Source organism: Lacisediminihabitans changchengi (genome assembly GCF_016634425.1).
GTDB lineage: Bacteria > Actinomycetota > Actinomycetes > Actinomycetales > Microbacteriaceae > Lacisediminihabitans > Lacisediminihabitans changchengi.
Map to the genome: position 1 here is coordinate 1,041,255 of NZ_JAEPES010000001.1, position 18,030 is coordinate 1,059,284.

Sequence of the window (18,030 nt, forward strand, 5' to 3'; positions counted from 1 at the left end):
GAGGAAAGTTCCCTCGCCCGCAGTGGCACTCATGGCATTCGAATCCGAGGGGAGCCGGATGATGTCGCTCAAAGGCAGCCCATCCACATCAGTCTCCGCGTGGGCGCCGATGGCGATCACCGCGTTCCGCGTGCTCTGGTTCGCCCAGCTCGGAAGCAACATCGGCAGCTGGATGCAGACCGTCGGCGCCCAGTGGTATTTGGTCGAAGGCGCAGCCAGCGCCACGATCATCGCCCTCGTCCAGACCGCGAGTCTCGCACCCGCGATCGTCTTCTCTCTCCCCGCCGGAGTACTCGCGGATTCACTGGATCGCCGGAAACTCCTGATCTGGGGGTCCGCAATCAGCGGGGTTATCGCCGCGGCTCTTACCGTCGTCGCAGCGCTGAACGACCTGACGGTGTGGGCGATCCTCGCATTCACCTTCGTGCTCGGCATCACCTCGACGCTCACGTCGCCAGCCTGGCAGGCGATCCAGCCCGAACTGGTGCCGAGGTCGCTCATCGGGGCCTCCTCGGCGCTCGGTGGAATCACGGTCAATGGGGCTCGAGCGGTCGGCCCCGCCCTTGCCGGGGTCATCCTTTCCGTCTTTGGCGCACCGGTCGTCTTCGGAATCAACGCGCTGAGTTTCGCGGCCGCGGCGTTGGCCCTGCTCTGGTGGAAGCGTCCACCTCAGCCCGGTCTCGACGATCGGGAGCCGTTCGGTGCGGCACTTCGCGCTGGCGTGCGGTACGTCGCATCCGCTCGCCTGGTGCGTCGAATACTGGCGCGATCCGCCCTGTTCGCCATGCCGGCGAGCGCTCTGTGGGCCCTGCTGCCGGTGACAGCGACCCGGCTCGAACTGGACTCGAGCGGATACGGGCTTCTCTTGGGTGCTCTGGGCGCCGGCGCAGTGTTGGGCATCTTCGCGCTCCCGGCCGCTCGCAAGCGCTTCTCCGACAATGTCGTGATCGCGGCGAGCGCCGCGTTGTTCGCCGTGGGAACGATCGCCGCCGCGGTTCTGCCCTTTCTGCCTGCCCTGGTGCTGCTGGTGCTCGCCGGTCTCGCCTGGATCGGCACGCTGACCGTGCTCAACGCCTCACTCCAGCTCACCCTCCCGCAGTGGGTGCGCTCGCGCGGCGCGTCCGTATACATCCTGGTGTTCATGGGCACGATGGCTCTGGGCTCATTCGTCTGGGGGCTTATCGCCGAATGGCTCGGCACCACCGTGGCCCTGACCACATCGGCCGCGCTGCTCGTTCTCGTCGCGGCCAGCGTTCGCGTCGCACCACTCCTCCCGGGCACCGGAACAATCGATCGCACCATCAGCTCGACGCTCCCTACCCCCTCCCTCGTCTTCGAGCCCGCACCTACCGACGGTCCGGTGGTGGTGCAGGTGTCGTACACCGTGCGCCCCGACGCAGTCGACGACTTCCGTTCCGCCATGCGCCTGGTCGAGGGCTCCCGCAGGCGCACCGGTGGTTCGCGCTGGCGCCTCTATAGAAGCGGCGAGACGGCGGATGTCTTCCTCGAATCGTTCGTCGTTCCCTCCTGGGGAGAGTTCCGGCGGCAACAGTCCGAACGGCTCACCGGCAGGGACCGCGAGATGCGCGATGCGGCGGTCGCGTTCAGCACCACCGCCCCAACCGAACAGCATTTCTTTCCAGCGTCCGATCTCCGTTCCCACCACGAACGCACCTGATCGCCAGCAGACCCACGCGTTACCCTCGGCCGTACAGCCCTAGGGCTGCCAGACCATCAGCACCGTGATCGCCACCAAACCGAGCGTCGTAGCTCCCGAGGCTGCGGCGACGGCGCGATAGGCGCGCATCGACCGGTGCGGCGTCGACTGTGGCGAGGTGAGTCGGTCCGCCTCATTGCGCAGCAGAGGGACGGTGACGAACAGACTGAGGCTGGTCGCGACGAGGTAGATGATGACGGATGCCGCCACCCACGGAGTCAGAACCGTCAGCTGCTCCTTCGATCTGGCCGTCGCCAGCACGCCGAATCCCAGCACGACCACGACGAGCGAGAGCAGGCTGAAAAGACGGGTCGCCCTGCTGATCGAGTCGAGCCGCCCAGCGTTCGCGGCGCGGACTTCGCGTAGTCCCATCATCGGCAGTATCGCCATGGGTCCGATTACGAACATTGCCGCGACGACATGTGCGACGAGAAGGAGGGTCGACATTCCTGGCTCAGCCGATCGACGCGGCGGACACTACCGCTTGGGGCTCGCGTCGTGGGGAGCGACGGAATCGCCTCCCGGTCACCGAGAGCGGCTGGATTCGAATGTAATTCCACTTGTCGCCGGACAGGTACGACGCCAGTTCCATTACGCCAGAGGATTCGATCTCCGAGTCGGAGTTGACGCGGTGGGCCGTTCCCCGGATGACCACGCTCCAGCGCTGGCGTGAGTAGATGCCATCCGCTTCGAAGGCCACCGCGGGATCGACGCCGAGCGCGGCGAGCTTGTCGCCCGGCGCGCTCCGGAAATACAGGACGCCATCGCCGACCAGGTAATTCAGCGGGACGATATCGGGAGAGCCGTCGCTCATCAGTGCAAGGCGGCCGAGGTCGGTCGTGCGAAGGAGTGACCAACATTCCTCCGCGTCGAGTTGTGTGGCGTCAGCGGTCTGCATCACAGTTCCTTTCTGGTCGGCGGCACGATTGCCACCGGACATGGCATGTTCATGAGCAGGTCGTGGCCGACCGACCCGAGCAGCAGTGAGCTGAGGGGTGAGAGGCGACGGGTGCCGACCACGACGAGGCGAGTACCGGCGGTGGCGCGCACGGTGGTGAGCACCCCCACCGACGGGTCGCCCTCGACCAGTTGCTTCGTCACGACCACCGAGGGATGGCTATTCGCAAGCTCGGCGTGCACGGTGTCGAGCACGAGGCGGCCGGCCGCCCGGAGTTCGGCCGTCAATCGCTTGAGCTGCAGGGGATCGGCGAATACCAGGGGTGCCACTCCCCAGACGTTCACGAGGAGCAGATCAGTGGTGAGAGCTCGTGCCATCTCGGCCGCGAAAGTGATGGCGGCGTTATCGGTGGTGTCGTCGACTCCCACGACGATCGGCCCGAGAGATTCCTTCCACGCCGCAGGCACCACGACGAGAGGACTTTCCGTCGAGTCGGCGACCTTCAGCGGAATCGTTCCGTGGATGATCCCCGAGATCACGCCGGTCTTGTCCGAGCCGACGACGAGTACCGATGCGTCCTTCGCCTGAGCGACGAGTTCGCTGACGACGCGACCGAAGGCTCGACGGGTTTCCACGACCGTTCCGGTCGTCGCGGCTTTGGCGTCATCGAGCAGCGACTCCACTGCTCGCGCGTGGGCTTCGGTGTACTCCGCGGACATGACGCTCGCGATGTCGACGTCGACCACGCCGACGACCACCAGGCGCGCACTCAGCCGGTCCGCGATCATCCGTGCCCAGGTGAGCGCCGACGCGGATGCGACCGTTCCATCGATTCCTACGACGATCTCTGTCACCATTCGCTCCGATCCGGGCTTTCTGTCGTGCCCTCAGCATCGACCAGCAAGGCCGTGTGTCCAGGGACCAAAGACCCGCGCTGAACCGAAGTGAGCCCGTGCACCACCACAGTCGGTCCGGTGATGTTCATCAGCACGTCGTGCACCACCGGGCCGAGCAGAGTGAGGTCTGCGCCGCGGCGTCGCGTCGAGCCGAGCACCAGCAGTTCCGCGTGGGCGGCAGCGTCGATGAGCGCCTCGGCCGGCGGCCGGCGCACCGACCGCACCCGGACATGGTGCGACACCCCGAGCGCCTTCACGCGCTCGATGGCGTGAACCGGAAGGGAGCTAGCCGAGGAAGTCATCGCTGTCACAATTGCGCTCTGGCGCCGTCGCGGCGGCGCAATCGCATGGAGGATCACCAGCGGCTCGTCGAGTTCCCGGGACTCCCGCGCAGCAAATGCCAGGGCTGCCTCCCCACCCGCGGAATCGTCGAGTCCCACGACGATTCCGTCTCGTTGCGATGTGCTGAAACCCGGGATGATCGCCACCGGGCTCTGCGACGCTGCGGCCAGTTGCAGGCTCCGGGAGCCGAGGGCCCGCCCGTGGAAGAACCCGGTCTTGTGGGTACCGACGACCACCAGATGAGCGGAATGAGATGCATCGACCAGTTCGACGATCGGGTCGCCGATCGTCACTCGAACCACGCACTCGACCTCCGGAGCCACGGATGATGCGAGCGCCGCCGCACCGGCGACCAACTCGAGCGCCTCGGGGTGAAGCTCAGCGAGTTGCCGCGTGCCGATGGCTCCCCAGTCGTCGTCGATGACATGGAGGATCTGCAACGGTCTGTTCTGACGCGCGGCGCGGGTCGCTGCCCAGGTGATGGCGGCATCGCCCGCACTCGATCCGTCGATGCCGACCACTATCGACTTCGCCATCGGGCGCTCCTTGGCTGTTGGTGAGGCACTCCTGGGAGTGTGCAAGAGCGGCGGGGACGGAGTGAGGACAAAGGTCCCATGGCAAAAGGTCCCATAGCACCGTTGCCAGCAGAGGCATACTCTGGGGTGATCAGAACTCGCTCGTCCGCCAAACCCGATGAGCGAAAGGCGCATATTCATGCCAGACTCCATATCTTTCCCCGATGCGCCCCGTAGTCAGCTCGACGTTGCACTGACCGAATTGGTCGATCACGCGCGCGACGTGATGGTCACTCAGGGGAGGCTCCGCGCTCTCCTGCGCGCCAACCAGGCAGTCGTCGAACTCATGGAGTTGCCGGAGGTGCTCCGGCGTATCGTCGAGGTGGCCGTAGAGCTGGTGGATGCACGCTACGGCGCGTTGGGTGTCATAGCGCCGAACGGCGAACTTGAGCAATTCATCCATGTGGGCATGCCCGATGCCGAGGTCGCGGCGATCGGTCATCTGCCGGTAGGACACGGCCTGCTCGGTGCGCTCACCGACGACCCGCATCCGATCCGGCTGCGTCACATCGCAGACGACTCCCGATCCGCGGGATTCCCCGCACACCACCCTCCAATGGACAGCTTCCTGGGCGTTCCGATCCGCATCCGCGGCACCGTGTTCGGCAACCTCTACCTGAGCGACCATGCATCGGGCGACTTCAGCGCGGACGACGTGCAACTCGTCACTTCTCTCGCCGCAACCGCCGGCTTCGCCATCGAGAATGCCCGCCTGTATGCGGAAACCCGCAGCCGGCAGGCCTGGTCGGCTGCGTCGGCAGAGGTGACCGCATCCATGCTGTCGGCGGATGAGGAGGATCCGATGGTAATCCTCGTGGAACGTCTACTCACCCTCGCCGATGCCGACCTCGTGGTCATGACGACCCTCGCCGCCGGCGGTGACGAAATCCAGGTGAGGGCCGCAAGCGGACTCGCGGCGGCCGAGCTGGTGGGTCGTCGTTTCCCTCTCAACGAGACCATTGCCGGGCGTGCCTTCGACGGAGGCCAGCCTCTGTTGGTCAACGATGGGCCCAATCATCAGATGACCATAGCCGCTCAGCACGGTCTCGGTGCGGTGATGGCGCTGCCCCTCAGCGCGAACGGCACAGTGCAGTCCGTGGTCGTCGTCACCAAGAAACACGGCCGAGCGTCGTTTGAGAATTCGGACCTGGAGATGGCTGCGGACTTCGCTGGGCAAGCCAGCGTGGCGCTCGAGGTGATCAAGTCCCGAACGGCGCGACAACAAATGCTGGTGCTCGAGGACCGCGGACGCATCGCGCGGGACCTCCACGACCACGTCATCCAACAGCTCTTCGGCACGGGGCTGCTGTTGCAGAGCATAGCCGGCGCGCTCCCGCCGCCCGCCTCCGTCCAGATCCTAGAGTCGGTGAACAACATCGACAGGGCTATCGCGCAGATCCGCACGGCGATCTTCGCCCTCTCCACCCCCAGTAGCGGCGGGAGCATCACGGTTCGCCATCGTTTTATCGACCTCGTGACCGAGATGACGACATCCCTGGGCCGCACTCCCACTCTCGAGTTCGGCGGGCCGGTCGACCTCGTGATCACGGACTCGCTTGCAGACGATGTGCTCGCCGTAGCACGGGAAGCACTCACCAATATCGCGCGGCACGCTGAGGCGCAGTCTGCCAGCATCCGGCTCGTTGCCGACGGTGCAGGACTCGAACTGAGCATCGATGACGATGGACACGGTCTCCGCGACTCGACCCGCAGGAGCGGGCTCGCGAATCTTGAAGTGCGGGCCACGTCGCGAGGCGGAACATCGACCGTCGAGAGCAGCTCGGCTGGCACGCAACTCCGCTGGCGTGTGCCCACTGCGCAACCGACAGGGCGAACATGACAGAGACCATCCGCGTATTCCTGCTCGACGACCATGAGATCGTGCGCCGAGGAATCGCCGACCTGCTGAACGCGGAGACCGACATCGAGGTCGTGGGCGAGGCATCGACCGCAGCCCAGGCGCTCGGTCGGGTGACCGCGACGATGCCCACGGTCGCGCTGTTAGACGTCCGGCTGCCCGATGGGAGCGGCATCGACGTGTGCCGAGACATCCGCTCTACCCACCCGGAAATCCGCTGCCTGATCCTCACCGGCTACGACGACGACGAGGCGATCGGGGCGGCTGTTCTCGCCGGCGCCGCCGGCTACGTGCTGAAGGATGTCCGCGGCTCACGCATCCTCGAGGCGATCCGCATGGTGGCGGCAGGCACCTCACTCATCGACCCCGCGCTGAGTCGCCGCGTGGTCGAGAAGATCGCGGCGGACACCGCCGACGACCCCCGCCTGGGATCCCTCGGTCTGCGCGAAAGTCAGATCCTCAGCCTCATCGCCGACGGGCTGACCAACCGTCAGATCGGTGTCGAACTCGGGCTCGCAGAGAAGACCATCAAGAACTACGTCTCCGGACTCCTGGCAAAACTCGGGCTGCAACGCAGAACACAGGCGGCGATCCTCCGGCTGGGACAACGCCCGACCGGTGACGCGTAACGGAGCGTCGACTAGAGCTGCGGTCGACCGGCACGGACGGGACCAAGGTCACTGCCGTCCTCCGCCAGCGACGGTAGCGTCCTGCACGGGATCCACTCTGGCGCGGGAACGCTGGACAACCCGGATCCGCACTGTGACAGAGAGGTCATCATGAGCGCGCACCACGCAGCATCCGTCCCCACATCCGTCAACCCGATCGTCACCCTCGACACGGAGGAGTGCTGGTCACTGCTGGCCTCGGCGGCCCTGGGGAGGCTTGCCGTGTCGGTCGCGGACTCGCCGGATATCTTTCCCATCAATTACTACGCTGACGGCTCGAGCGTGTTGATCCGCACCGCGCAGGGGAGCAAGCTGCTCGAACTCACGATCAACTCGCGGGTTGCATTCGAAGTCGACTCCTTCACCGCAACCGATGGTTGGAGTGTGGTCGTCAAGGGAACGGCAGTGGCACTGGAGAAGCAGAAGGACATTTTCGCGGCGGATGACACGCCACTGACGCCCTGGATTCCCACGGAGAAAGAGGTGTACGTGCGCATCACACCGAGCGAGATCACCGGACGCCGCTTCGTTTTCGGGCCGGAACCGGACCGCCCCTGAACGCCCCCGGATTACGTCCGTGTCGCCGGGACACACTCCCAGGTGATGGCGACCGGACGGCGCCGTCGGTACAGCTCGCCAAGATCCTGGTGCGCGTAGCGGACGAACCCCAGGGCGTCATCCGAGGTGCCGGGACCGTCGCTGACGAATGCGTGGTCACCCGTGACCAAGATCACCACAACAGAGATGCTCCACTCGCGCAGCCAGTCCCCACGATGAACCTGCCGAAGCGCCCCAGGCGTGGTTGTGCGCTCGACCTCGGCGAGCGCGCGCTGCGCCGATTCGTCGAGGTCTGCAAGGCAGAGAAGCGCGACCGTATTTCCCCGGTCGAGAGCACCCGTGACATGGCGGATGAGAATCGACTCCGGGCACCCGGGCGCGGCGGTGATCAGAATCTCGCGGGGCTCTGGAGTGTCGAACAGGAGGGAGCGTAATGACGGCATCGGCGCCATCGACCGCCCGGTGGTCGGCTGAGTGGCGGGCATCCGGATGCTTCGTGTGAGCATGAACGTGCGGTCTGGCTCAGCGTGCCGTGGTGGCGACGTCCGCCCAGATACCCCGGGTGTCCTGGCGATCGTTCTGGTGAACGATCATGACCGGGCACTTGGCCCGCACGGCGCAGTACGTGCTGGTGGAGCCGAGGAGGAATCGCAGGGCGACGTTGTGCCCGCGACTTCCGACCACGAGCAGAACGGCCTTCTCGCTCGCACGCACCATCGCCTCACCGGGCCTGCCGAGTTCGACGACAATCGAAACCCAGTCGGGCACGGTGTCACCGAACACTGCCTGCACCGCGTATTGCGCGGAACATTCCGCTTCGCGCTCGGGATCAAACACCCCGCTCACGTCTTGAAAGGCCACGTATTCCCACGCACTGACGATGCGGAGTTCGGCGTTCGCCATGCGGGCGAACCCCGCGGCGTCGCGCAACGCCTCGATCGACGTCTCCGATCCGTCAACACCGACGACGACGATCTTCTTGTCCATGGACGTGCTCCTCGCTGCTCCGGCCTACCCGGCGGGTGACGCTGTCGCAAGGGTGGCCCTCCCCGGTCCCCGGTACAGGGACCAAGGGCCCATAGATGTCTATGGGACCTTCGACCCGGCGCCTCCCGGCGCGGCCGCCGAAGGTGAGGCATGAGCGTCGTGAAACTGAGGCCAGCGTCGAAGACCATCCGGCCACATCAGCGAGCGCGGGCGGGCGCCCTGCGGCTTGCGCGTCGTTATGCGCTTCTGATCGGCACCATGGTGATCGGCGTGCTCGGCGGGATCCTCGCCGTCACCGGTCTCGAGCAAGGACTCCCCTGGTTGTTCGGTGGGTACTGCACGATCGTCGGCGTGGGCGAAGCCGTCATCATGGTGCGCCAGATGATGGCGAGAGTCTTCGGCATCGACATCCTGGCCGTTCTCGCGATCGGATCGACGGTCGCGGTCGGTGAGTACGTCGCGAGCCTCATCATCGTGGTGATGCTTGCGGGAGGTCGCGCGCTCGAAGACTTCGCTGAGGGGAGAGCGGAAGCCGAGCTGAGCGCACTTCTGGATCGCGAACCGCGCATAGCTCACCTGCTGACCGGCGACGATGAGATCGCCGATGTCGATGTAGGAGCGGTCGCAGTCGGTGACCGCATCGTCGTGAGGTCGGGCGAAATGGTGCCCGTCGACGCGACACTGGAGTCCGAAGACGCCGCCTTCGATCTGTCGTCAGTCTCCGGCGAGAGCATGCCCGTCACGACCCACCGCGGTGAGATCGTCTACAGCGGTGCTATCAACGGCAGCACGGTGAGCACGCTTCGAACGATCGCCACCGCCGCCGACAGCCAGTATCAGGGCATCGTCGCCCTGGTGCGCCGGGCAGCAGAGAACAAGGCTCCCGTGGTGCGGCTGGCCGATCGATACGCACTGCCGTTCACGGCTGTTGCCGTCGTCATTGCGGCCGTCGCGTGGATGATCTCCGGCGATCCGAAACGAGCCGCTGAGGTGCTCGTCCTCGCCACTCCATGTCCCCTCGTGCTCGCGGCGCCGGTCGCCTTCATCGGAGGAATGAGCCGGTCGGCCCGCGTAGGAATCGTCATGAAAGGCGGCGCGGTGCTCGAACTCCTTGCCCGGGCGCGTACCGTCGTGTTCGACAAGACCGGCACGCTCACTACCGGCACGCCGACAATCGTCAGGATCCGCCCGGAATCGGGACTGGATGCAACACAGCTCCTGCGACTAGCGGCGTCCGCCGAGCAGTACTCCTCCCATGTGCTGGCGGCATCGATAGCTCGGGCAGCACAGCTGGCGAAACTGACGTTGCTTCCCGCCGAGGGAGCGGTGGAGAAGGAGGCCAGGGGAGTGGATGCCCGGGTCGACGGTCGGCTGGTCTCCGTGGGAAGTCGGGACTTCATCGCCACCCGCTGCACCGCCGCGCCGTCGACGCCCATTTCGGGAGGAGAGCTTGCCATCTACGTTGCCATCGATGGTCGTTTCGGCGGGGCGATCGTGGCAACGGACCCCGTTCGCGCGAACGCCCGCGACACCATTGCACGTCTCGCGGCGTTCGAGGGCATCGGTTCCATCCGAATGCTCACGGGGGACTCGGATTCGACCGCCGAGCATGTTGCGGGCGAGGTGGGCATCAGCGATCTCCGGGCGCGCTGCCTTCCCGCCGACAAGGTCGAGGCCGTGCGTGCGATAGACGATCGCCCCGTCATCATGGTCGGCGACGGTGTCAACGATGCGCCGGTACTCGCGGCGGCCGACGTCGGCATCGCAATGGGCGCGCGCGGCGCGTCGGCGGCCAGCGAATCCGCGTCCGCCGTACTCCTCCTCGACGACATCTCCCTGGTGGTGTCGGCGATCGTCATCGGCAGACGCTCGGTTCGCATCGCCCTGCAGAGCATCTGGATCGGTATCGGCCTGAGCGTGGGTCTGATGATCATCGCGGCCTTCGGATTCATCCCCGCGGTGGTCGGCGCAGCCCTTCAAGAGGTAGTCGATCTCGCGACTATTCTCAACGCGTTGCGAACGGTGCGTGTCCCACGAGCGACGCCGTCCGCGAAGCTCAGTTCCTGACTGGTGGGTGGAAGACCAGCACGGGGCAGTGGGCGCGCTGGGCGCAGGGCGAACTCACCGAGCCGAGCAGCACCGACGACACGCTCCCCAACCCCCGGCTCCCGACGACTAAGAGCTCGGCTCCGGCGGACTGGCCGATCAGCACATCGGCCGGCTCGCCTTCCAGGGCGGCAGTACCGAACTGCACTTTTGGATCGGTGCCCAACGCACTGAAAACGAAGTCGTCGATCGTCTTCTGCGCGGCCACCTGTGGCTCTGAATCCAGAGAAATCGACACCATGCCGATCGGCGGCAGGCCGAACCCGCCGGAGCGGTAGTGCCACACCGACACGATCCGCAGAGGAAGGCCCATCGCGATGGCCACGCGTTTTGCGTAGCGAAGTGCTTCCAACGAATGCAACGAACCATCGATCCCGACGAGAATCGGCTTCACTGACGTCTCTGAGGTACCCATGGGTCCACGATGCGCGCTCGTGTCCAGCCGAGGCGGGACCTACGTCCCAGAGAATGCCGGCCCTCGCGCACAGACTCGTCAGATGAGAGCACTTCAATATCGTTCCATCGGTTCCGCCCCTGAGGTAGTCGAGATCCCCACGCCCGAACCGGGCCCAGGACAGGTACGACTCAAGGTCACCGCCGCCGGGCTCTGCCATTCGGACACCTTCCTGATGGGGCTGCCAGCGGAGCAATACATCTACGGCCTCCCGTTGACGCTCGGGCATGAGGGCGCCGGCATCGTTGACAAGCTGGGCGACGGCGCCACGGGGGTCGCCGTCGGCGATTCGGTCGCGGTCTACGGACCGTGGGGGTGCGGACACTGTCACGCGTGCTCGGAGGGCCGCGAGAATTACTGCACCAACGCCGGAGCGCTCGGCATCGCCCCGCCCGGCCTGGGCGCACCGGGAGCAATGGCCGACTATCTCATCGTCGACGATTCCCGGCACCTGATTCCGCTCGACGATCTCGACCCGGTCGACACCGTCTCTCTTACGGATGCGGGGCTCACTCCGTATCACGCGATCGTCTCGTGCCTCGACAGGCTCTATCCCGGATCGACCGCCGTCGTGATCGGCGCTGGCGGCCTCGGACACGTCGCCATCCAGATCCTCCGGGCCATCACATCCGCCCGTATCGTTGCGCTCGACATCGACGAGGACAAGCTAGCCCTGGCACGCGAGGTCGGTGCTGATCTGACCTTCCCGTCGAACACGGATGCCGTGGCCGCGATCCGCAACGCGACCGGCGGCGTGGGGGCCCAGGTGGTCTTCGACTTCGTGGGCACCCAACCGACCCTCGACATCGCGCAGCAGAGTGTGGCGATGGACGGGAAGATCCAGATCGTCGGGATCGGCGGAGGGGTGCTGCCGACGGGTTTCTTCTCCACACCGTTCGGGGCATCAGTCCAGGCTCCGTATTGGGGCTCGCGCTCCGAGCTCATCGAGGTGTTCGATCTGGCACGCCGCGGCTTCGTGAAGGTGCATGTCGAACGCTTCACGCTCGAGGAGGCACCGCACGCGTACGAACGACTCCACGCCGGAACGATCTCCGGGCGCGCGGTCGTCGTCCCACACGCGGAGGGCTAGATTCACGCGATTGTCACGGGACCTTCGACCCCGGGCCGAGGGTTCTGCCGACCTAGCCTGACCACGGGAATCGCTTCTGGCGCATCGGAAAACGAGGAGTTCACATGTCACGCTCGGTGGTCGTCGTCGGAGTGGACGGCTCGAGGGATTCCCTCATCGCACTCCACCACGCAGCAGCGCAGGCTCGCCTTCTCTCGGCCGATCTCCGCATCGTCACGGCATGGAACGAGATGGTCTACCAGGATGCCGTGGTCGGCTTCCATCCGGAAACCACGGCGCGGCGAGCAGCACGGGATGCCGCCCTTGCGGAGTTCGACGGTGCGGTGCCGGCCTGGGTCACCGAGAGCACGACGCCCGGCCCGGCCGGGCCGGCGCTAGTGGCCGAGGCCGTGCACGCGCAGCTGCTCGTCGTCGGCACCCGTGGACACAGTCCGATTGGCGGACTACTGCTGGGTTCTGTGAGCACGTACTGCGCCGAGCACTCACGGTGCCCCGTGCTTGTCGTCCCGACCCACGCGACCGACCGTCCGGCCGACGAAGTCGCTACCGAACACGCGACAACCTGATTCCGGCCACTGCGCCATTGCACCGACCGGAAGCTCGCAGCTACCCGACGCTGGCCGACACCGGGTAGCGATAGAACCCTTCCCCGGTCGCGACGCCGAGCTTGCCATGATCGAGATAGGTGGTCTTGAGGTAGTCGGCGAACTCCCGCTGCTTGGGGCCGCCGGCGAGCGAGATGTTGTACGCCGTGGTGAGCCCGACGACGTCGTAGATCTGGAACGGACCAGCCGGTGCGCCGGTGGCGATACGCCAGGTTTTGTCGATGGTCTCCGGATCGGCGATTCCGTCGATCAGGAGCTCGGCCGCCGCATCCAGGAACGGCACGAGGAGCGAGTTGAGCACATACCCCGCCTTCTCCTTCTTGAGCTCGATCGGCACCATCCCGATGTCACGCGCGAACTCGACGACGGTCGCGTAGACCGCGGGGTCGGTCTTCGCTGTGCCCATGATCTCCGCGGTGTTGTGCACCCAGACCTCATTGGCGAAGTGCAGCGCGAGAAAACGATCCGGCCTTCCGGTGGATTCCATCAGATCGCTCGGGAGCAGGGTCGACGAGTTGGTAGCGAAGATAGTTCTCAGGGGAGCGAGACCGCTCAGCGCGGAGTACGTGGCTTTCTTCAGGTCGAGGATCTCGGGGATCGCTTCGATGACGATGTCGGCATCCTTCACCGCGTCGCCCAGGTCGCTGGAGTACGTGACATTGTCGAGAGCGCGCGTGGCCCTACCGTTTGCTCCTCCGGCAACGGTTCGTTCATACACCGATGCCAGCTCGTCGAACCGGCCGCGTGCCTTCTCGAGCACGGCGTCCGAGATGTCGTATGCGGTCACGGTGAAGCCGCTGTACGCAGCTTGATAGGCGATCTGGGAGCCGAGAACACCGGTGCCGAGCACCGTCACTGTGGTGAGTCGTGTCATGGGATTGGTTCTCCTCGTGTTTCTGAGAGTTAAGTGGCGCTGATCAGCGTGCGAAATTACCGCGGTAGTACTCGTAAACCCAGCCCACCAGAGCGATCATGGTGATCGCGGCCCCGATGAAACACAGCCAGAAGCCGGCTGCGAGTCCGAGCACGAGCACCGCCGCTCCTGCAGCGAGAGTGACCGGCCACCAGCTCCACGGCGAGAACTGCCCCACCTCCGCATCGCCGTCGTCGATGTCAGCATCGACCCGGTCTTCGGGTAGGTCTCCGTTCTGGGAACCGAGGGTGCGGCTGAAGTAGAACCCGAGGAACAGCGGAAGGATGACGCTGATCGTGAGCGCCACCGTTCCGGTCCACTCGATTCCCCCCATCGCGACGACACTCCAGATGATGTACGCGGCATCCCCGACCGCGAAGAAGACGGCCAGGATCCAGAAGATGTTCGTTTGTGCGCGCATGCGGCCACTCTTACTGGATCAGGGGTGTGCATCCGGGACCAAGGTCCTGTTGCTGAGACGGAACCTCGGTACCCCTGTGGCGCGTCGCAGTGCACATTGACTGAGTGATAAGACCGCCCCGCTAACATCCATTCATGATCGACACACCAGCACGAAGTCCTAATTTCGTTGGTGGCGAGCGGGTGCTAATTTTGTCGGCGGGTGTGGGCTCGGGGCACAACAGCGCCGCAGCGGCCGTCAAGCAAGCGTGCGACCTTCGGGCCGACATTGACGATGTGCGGGTAGTAGACGTGCTTCAACAGAGCACCGTGCTCTACCGCGACCTGCTGGCCAAAGGATATTTCGCGCTGGTCGAGAGTGTGCCGTGGTTGGTTGACTGGGGCTACGACCTCAGCGACCAACCTTTTCGACGTCGTGGCCCGCTCGACCCGTGGACGCAGGCGAATGCCATGCCTACCGTCAGCGAGATCAAGCGGTTTAAGCCGACCGCAATCGTCTGCACGCATTTCCTTCCCGCTCAGCTGATCGCGTCGCTACTCCTCCGCGGCGTGCTCGACGCCAAGACGGCGGTTGTCACCACCGACTACGACTTCCAGGGACTGTGGCTTACGAGCGCGTTTCATGCGCTCTTCGTGGCCCGGGAGGAGGCGAAGGCACAGCTCACCACGTTGGGGGTGCCTCCCGATCGCGTGCGGGTCTCCGGAATACCGGTGGCGGCTACACCGGAACAGGCGGCCGTGAGAAGCAGCGAGCGACCCCCGAAGCTACTCATCTCGGCCGGTGCGTCTGGCGGCGACTACGCCGTCGCGGTCGTGCGGCAGACATTGCACATGAGCTCACCATTCACCGCGACGGTGGTCTGTGGGCGTAACGAGGAGTTAAAACGGCGTATCGAAGAGGTCGTGGCGCCGGCCGGGGACCGATACCGGGTACTGGGCTTCACCGCGGAGATGCCTCAGCTGCTGAACGATGCAGATCTGTTTGTGGGCAAGCCGGGCGGACTTTCGGCGTCGGAGTGCATGGCGGCGGGCTTGCCGATGGTGGTGGTGAACCCGATCCCTGGTCAGGAGGTTCGCAACGGCGACTATCTCATGGAGCAGGGCGCCGCCATCCGTTGCAATACTCCGTCGACCATCGGATGGAAGATCGATCAGGTGCTCAGTGAGCCGGGACGACTTCAGCACATGCAGGCGGCAGCGCGCCGGATCGGCAGACCCGGTGCAGCCGCGACCGTGGTGAGCCAGTTGCTGAGCGGCCCGTCCCGTCCTCTGGTCGTCACGCGCGGTGCCCAAAAGACGATCTTGGCAGCGAGCGAGAACAACCTGATTGCCAGTGACCTCACCGGGCCGTTCTCGTTGATGCGCCTGGTCGATCCCGTCAGTGACAGCACTATTGCCCTTCTCAGGGCGGAAGAGGTCGTCGATCTGCGCCGACGGTATGAAGACTCACCCGGCGATCTCGTGCTGCGGCGCGAGGAGAGACGAGCACCGTTTCGGTGGGAGGCTCGGCGGCTCCTTCGCAGTGTGCTGGGCGACGACGAGACGCTCTCCGTTCGGGTAGAGACCGTGGCCCCGCCACTATCGGTGGTCGGTACACGCTCCCGAAGCCGGTGATCCGGGGTAGGTTTCACTCATTCGCGGGCAGCATCCCGCCACTGGTCGACACCGTGAGTGGGTGCGCCCCCTCCCAGCTCCGTGGGCTGTGTTGGGCAGCGAGAATGGCCCACGTGCCCGCACGCCTCGACCACCGGTGCGTCACTGGATCGCGCTCGAGCGTGGGTCCGGCATCCAGGGCGACGTGCACCAGCGTGGATGAGCCAGGCGACAGATCCACCTTCTGAAAGCCCAACAGCTGAGCCACCGGGCGGTCCAGGGACAGGTCCGCGGCATAGACCTGCACGACGGTCGAGCCTGCGCGGTCGCCGGTGTTGGCGACGAGCACCTCCGCGCTGCCACCCCTGTCGTCGAATCGGTGATCAACCAGTTGATACGAAAAGGTCGTGTAGGAGAGCCCGAATCCGAATGGGAATGCGGCGACGTGTCCGTCAGCGTCAAGCATCCGTTGCCCCCACCGGTCGTCATAGACGACGGTCTTCGCGGCGCTGTCAAACGGGGGAAGGTGCTCGACATCGGTGGGGACGACGAATGGAAGTCTGCCACTCGGCCCAACGTCGCCGTTCATCACCCTGGCGAGAGCGCGCCCCGCCTCCATTCCGCCGTACCAGGCGTACATGATCGCCGGCACGCTCGCCCCCCACGTCTCCGTGAGAATCGCGCTGCCGCCAATCAGAACGACGATCGTGCGCGGGTTCGCGGCCGCTACCGCCCGGATCAGCTCCACATCGGTCGGGCGCAGTTCGAGCGAGGTGCGGTCCCCGCCGCGGACGAAGCGAGACGCCAGGTGGGCGAGCCTGATGAGAAGTTCGCGAAACGGGCCGGATGTAAATGCGCCGCCGAGCACACCCACATCGACGCCTCCCGTAACGACCGACTCGCCTTCGTCGTGCTGGTCGAGCCCCACGACCACGATGGCGGTGTCTGCTGCTGCAGCGACCGCCGCGGCCTCGGCCGCGCTCGATCCCGAGGCAGTCTCGATCAGCACATCCGGGAGCGCCTCGCGCAACCCCTGCAGAGGCGAGACCGTTGACGGGGGGCGTACCCGCGACGAACCGTGATCGCCAAGATTTGCCCGTTCTGAGAGTCGGCCGATCACCGCGATGCGACGAGTGTCGGGTGCGAGCGGCAGTAGCGCGGCACCGTCTACTGGATCGTTCTTCAGGAGCACGATGGACTCCTCGGCGACCTTTCTGGCGAGTGCCCTGTGCGAGGTCGATGCGATCACGTCGTGGCTCGGGCTGGTTACCTCGCGAGTGGCGGCATGTTGCAGTGTCGTTCGCAGGATGCGGTGTGCCGATTGCAGAACCGTCTCGCGGGATACCGCTCCCGATCGCAGCGCGGAGGGAAGCGACCGAGCGCGAAGCATCCGCAGCGGCATCTCCACATCCATTCCTGCACGGAGACTCTCGATTGCGTCGTGCGTGCCGAACACCCAGTCGCTCGTCACGAACCCGGCGAAGCCCCATTCGTCGCGCAATACTCCGGTGACGAGTGGGCCGTTGAGGTCCATGTACTCGCCACGCACCCGGTTGTAGGCGGTCATCACCGAGTCGGCACCGGCGTCGATCACCGCCTTGAAATGGGGCAGATAAACCTCGTGCAGAGCGTGCTCATCGACGGAGACGTCGACTTCGAATCGCTCGTTCTCCATCGAGTTGAGAGCGAAGTGCTTGACGCACGCCATCACATTGAGGCGCAGACCACGCGTTATGGCGGACCCCATGATGCCCGTTAGCACGGGATCCTCCCCGTAACACTCCTGCGCTCGGCCCCACGCGGGGTGGCGAAGCAGGTTGACGCACACCGATGCCGAGTAGTTCGCGCCTCGCGCCCGCGTCTCCAGACCGATCGCGATGCCGACCTGCTCCTCCAGCGTTGGGTCCCACGTCGCGGCGCGAGCCATCGTCACCGGGAAGGAAGTGGAGGCGCCGATCACAACGCCACGAGCACCGTCGCTAAACCGAATTCCGGGAATTCCGAGGCGCCTGTTCGCTCCGGCGACGAAGGGCCGCCGACCGAGCAGAAACGGGATGAGGGGAAGCAGTCGACGGGGGGAGTCACCGTCTAGCAGCCAGAGGACCTCAGCGTCAGTCATCCGCTCGATCAGGTTGTCGGCGGCGGTGTCTGCGTCGATCTCGGCCGCGCGGACTGCCCGAACGGCCTCGTCGTACTCTGTTCCCGTCGCTCTCATGGTGCCGATCATTCCCCGGCGTCCAGCGCCCCGTGATCGCTTGCTGGCCCGCGCGGACCAGCGTGCTTCAGCCGTTTCCATGTGATGAATTGTGCAACATGATCAGTCGTCGCGGGCACTCGGCGCCTCCCTCCG

General features: G+C 65.5%; 18 protein-coding genes. 8 read left to right on the top strand and 10 right to left on the bottom strand.

Annotated elements, in window-relative coordinates:
* Nucleotides 1-31 precede the first annotated feature (31 nt).
* Entirely contained in the window at nt 32-1,678 is a 1,647-nt protein-coding gene (locus IV501_RS04890; protein ID WP_234698116.1) for an MFS transporter, read from the top strand.
* Nucleotides 1,679-1,717: 39 nt separating this feature from the next.
* On the opposite strand, the gene IV501_RS04895 is transcribed toward IV501_RS04890, so the two are convergent.
* Genes IV501_RS04895 through IV501_RS04910 form a run of 4 tightly spaced genes read right to left on the bottom strand, consistent with a single transcriptional unit; the run spans nt 1,718 to nt 4,389 of the window.
* Nucleotides 1,718-2,164: a DUF2269 family protein gene (locus tag IV501_RS04895; protein WP_200555242.1), complete on the bottom strand. Its 447-nt coding sequence runs from the start codon at nt 2,162-2,164 to the stop codon at nt 1,718-1,720.
* A 7-nt stretch (nt 2,165-2,171) separates the two neighbouring features.
* Entirely contained in the window at nt 2,172-2,615 is a 444-nt protein-coding gene (locus IV501_RS04900; RefSeq protein ID WP_200555243.1) for a pyridoxamine 5'-phosphate oxidase family protein, read from the bottom strand.
* A complete protein-coding gene (locus IV501_RS04905; protein WP_200555244.1) occupies nt 2,615-3,469 on the bottom strand; it encodes a universal stress protein in 855 nt (284 codons plus the stop codon). Before IV501_RS04905 ends, IV501_RS04900 begins: the two co-directional genes overlap by 1 nt.
* Nucleotides 3,466-4,389 carry a universal stress protein gene (locus tag IV501_RS04910; RefSeq protein WP_200555245.1) on the bottom strand — a complete coding sequence of 308 codons (924 nt, stop codon included), beginning with the start codon at nt 4,387-4,389 and terminating at the stop codon, nt 3,466-3,468. The genes IV501_RS04905 and IV501_RS04910 overlap by 4 nt, the downstream gene beginning before the upstream one ends.
* Before the next feature lie 178 nt (nt 4,390-4,567).
* On the opposite strand from IV501_RS04910, the gene IV501_RS04915 reads away from it, so the two are divergent.
* The 3 genes from IV501_RS04915 (at nt 4,568) to IV501_RS04925 (ending at nt 7,512) form a co-directional block, all read left to right on the top strand.
* On the top strand, nt 4,568-6,268 hold the full coding sequence (locus IV501_RS04915) for a sensor histidine kinase (protein ID WP_234698118.1): 1,701 nt from the start codon (nt 4,568-4,570) through the stop codon (nt 6,266-6,268).
* Nucleotides 6,265-6,915 carry a response regulator gene (locus tag IV501_RS04920; protein ID WP_200555246.1) on the top strand — a complete coding sequence of 217 codons (651 nt, stop codon included), beginning with the start codon at nt 6,265-6,267 and terminating at the stop codon, nt 6,913-6,915. Before IV501_RS04915 ends, IV501_RS04920 begins: the two co-directional genes overlap by 4 nt.
* A 150-nt stretch (nt 6,916-7,065) precedes the next feature.
* Nucleotides 7,066-7,512, top strand: a complete 447-nt coding sequence (locus IV501_RS04925; protein ID WP_200555247.1) for a pyridoxamine 5'-phosphate oxidase family protein — start codon at nt 7,066-7,068, stop codon at nt 7,510-7,512.
* An 11-nt stretch (nt 7,513-7,523) separates the two neighbouring features.
* Here IV501_RS04925 and IV501_RS04930 read toward each other — a convergent pair whose 3' ends face one another.
* The gene (locus IV501_RS04930) at nt 7,524-7,997 is read right to left on the bottom strand and encodes a hypothetical protein (RefSeq protein WP_200555248.1); all 474 of its coding nucleotides are present in this window, start codon (nt 7,995-7,997) and stop codon (nt 7,524-7,526) included.
* A gap of 37 nt (nt 7,998-8,034) precedes the next feature.
* Nucleotides 8,035-8,499: a universal stress protein gene (locus IV501_RS04935; protein ID WP_200555249.1), complete on the bottom strand. Its 465-nt coding sequence runs from the start codon at nt 8,497-8,499 to the stop codon at nt 8,035-8,037.
* Nucleotides 8,500-8,649: 150 nt separating this feature from the next.
* On the opposite strand from IV501_RS04935, the gene IV501_RS04940 reads away from it, so the two are divergent.
* Entirely contained in the window at nt 8,650-10,566 is a 1,917-nt protein-coding gene (locus IV501_RS04940; protein ID WP_200555250.1) for a heavy metal translocating P-type ATPase, read from the top strand.
* On the opposite strand, the gene IV501_RS04945 is transcribed toward IV501_RS04940, so the two are convergent.
* On the bottom strand, nt 10,556-10,999 hold the full coding sequence (locus tag IV501_RS04945) for a universal stress protein (protein WP_200555251.1): 444 nt from the start codon (nt 10,997-10,999) through the stop codon (nt 10,556-10,558). The two genes, IV501_RS04940 and IV501_RS04945, sit on opposite strands and share 11 nt — an antisense overlap.
* Nucleotides 11,000-11,102: 103 nt before the next feature.
* Here IV501_RS04945 and IV501_RS04950 point away from each other — a divergent pair, with 103 nt between their 5' ends.
* Nucleotides 11,103-12,149: an NAD(P)-dependent alcohol dehydrogenase gene (locus IV501_RS04950; protein WP_200555252.1), complete on the top strand. Its 1,047-nt coding sequence runs from the start codon at nt 11,103-11,105 to the stop codon at nt 12,147-12,149.
* A 104-nt stretch (nt 12,150-12,253) separates the two neighbouring features.
* Nucleotides 12,254-12,715, top strand: coding sequence for a universal stress protein (locus IV501_RS04955; protein WP_200555253.1), 462 nt, complete (start codon nt 12,254-12,256; stop codon nt 12,713-12,715).
* 40 nt (nt 12,716-12,755) lie between these two features.
* Here IV501_RS04955 and IV501_RS04960 read toward each other — a convergent pair whose 3' ends face one another.
* Nucleotides 12,756-13,628, bottom strand: a complete 873-nt coding sequence (locus IV501_RS04960; protein ID WP_200555254.1) for a 3-hydroxyacyl-CoA dehydrogenase — start codon at nt 13,626-13,628, stop codon at nt 12,756-12,758.
* A gap of 43 nt (nt 13,629-13,671) precedes the next feature.
* Nucleotides 13,672-14,088 (bottom strand): cytochrome c oxidase subunit 4, encoded by a 417-nt coding sequence (locus tag IV501_RS04965; protein ID WP_200555255.1) that lies wholly within the window; start codon nt 14,086-14,088, stop codon nt 13,672-13,674.
* Nucleotides 14,089-14,222: 134 nt separating this feature from the next.
* On the opposite strand from IV501_RS04965, the gene IV501_RS04970 reads away from it, so the two are divergent.
* Nucleotides 14,223-15,701, top strand: a complete 1,479-nt coding sequence (locus tag IV501_RS04970) for an MGDG synthase family glycosyltransferase (protein WP_200555256.1) — start codon at nt 14,223-14,225, stop codon at nt 15,699-15,701.
* A 13-nt stretch (nt 15,702-15,714) separates the two neighbouring features.
* Here the strand turns inward: IV501_RS04970 and IV501_RS04975 are convergent, their stop codons facing one another.
* On the bottom strand, nt 15,715-17,895 hold the full coding sequence (locus IV501_RS04975) for a beta-glucosidase (RefSeq protein ID WP_234698120.1): 2,181 nt from the start codon (nt 17,893-17,895) through the stop codon (nt 15,715-15,717).
* Between the last annotated feature and the right edge of the window lie 135 nt (nt 17,896-18,030).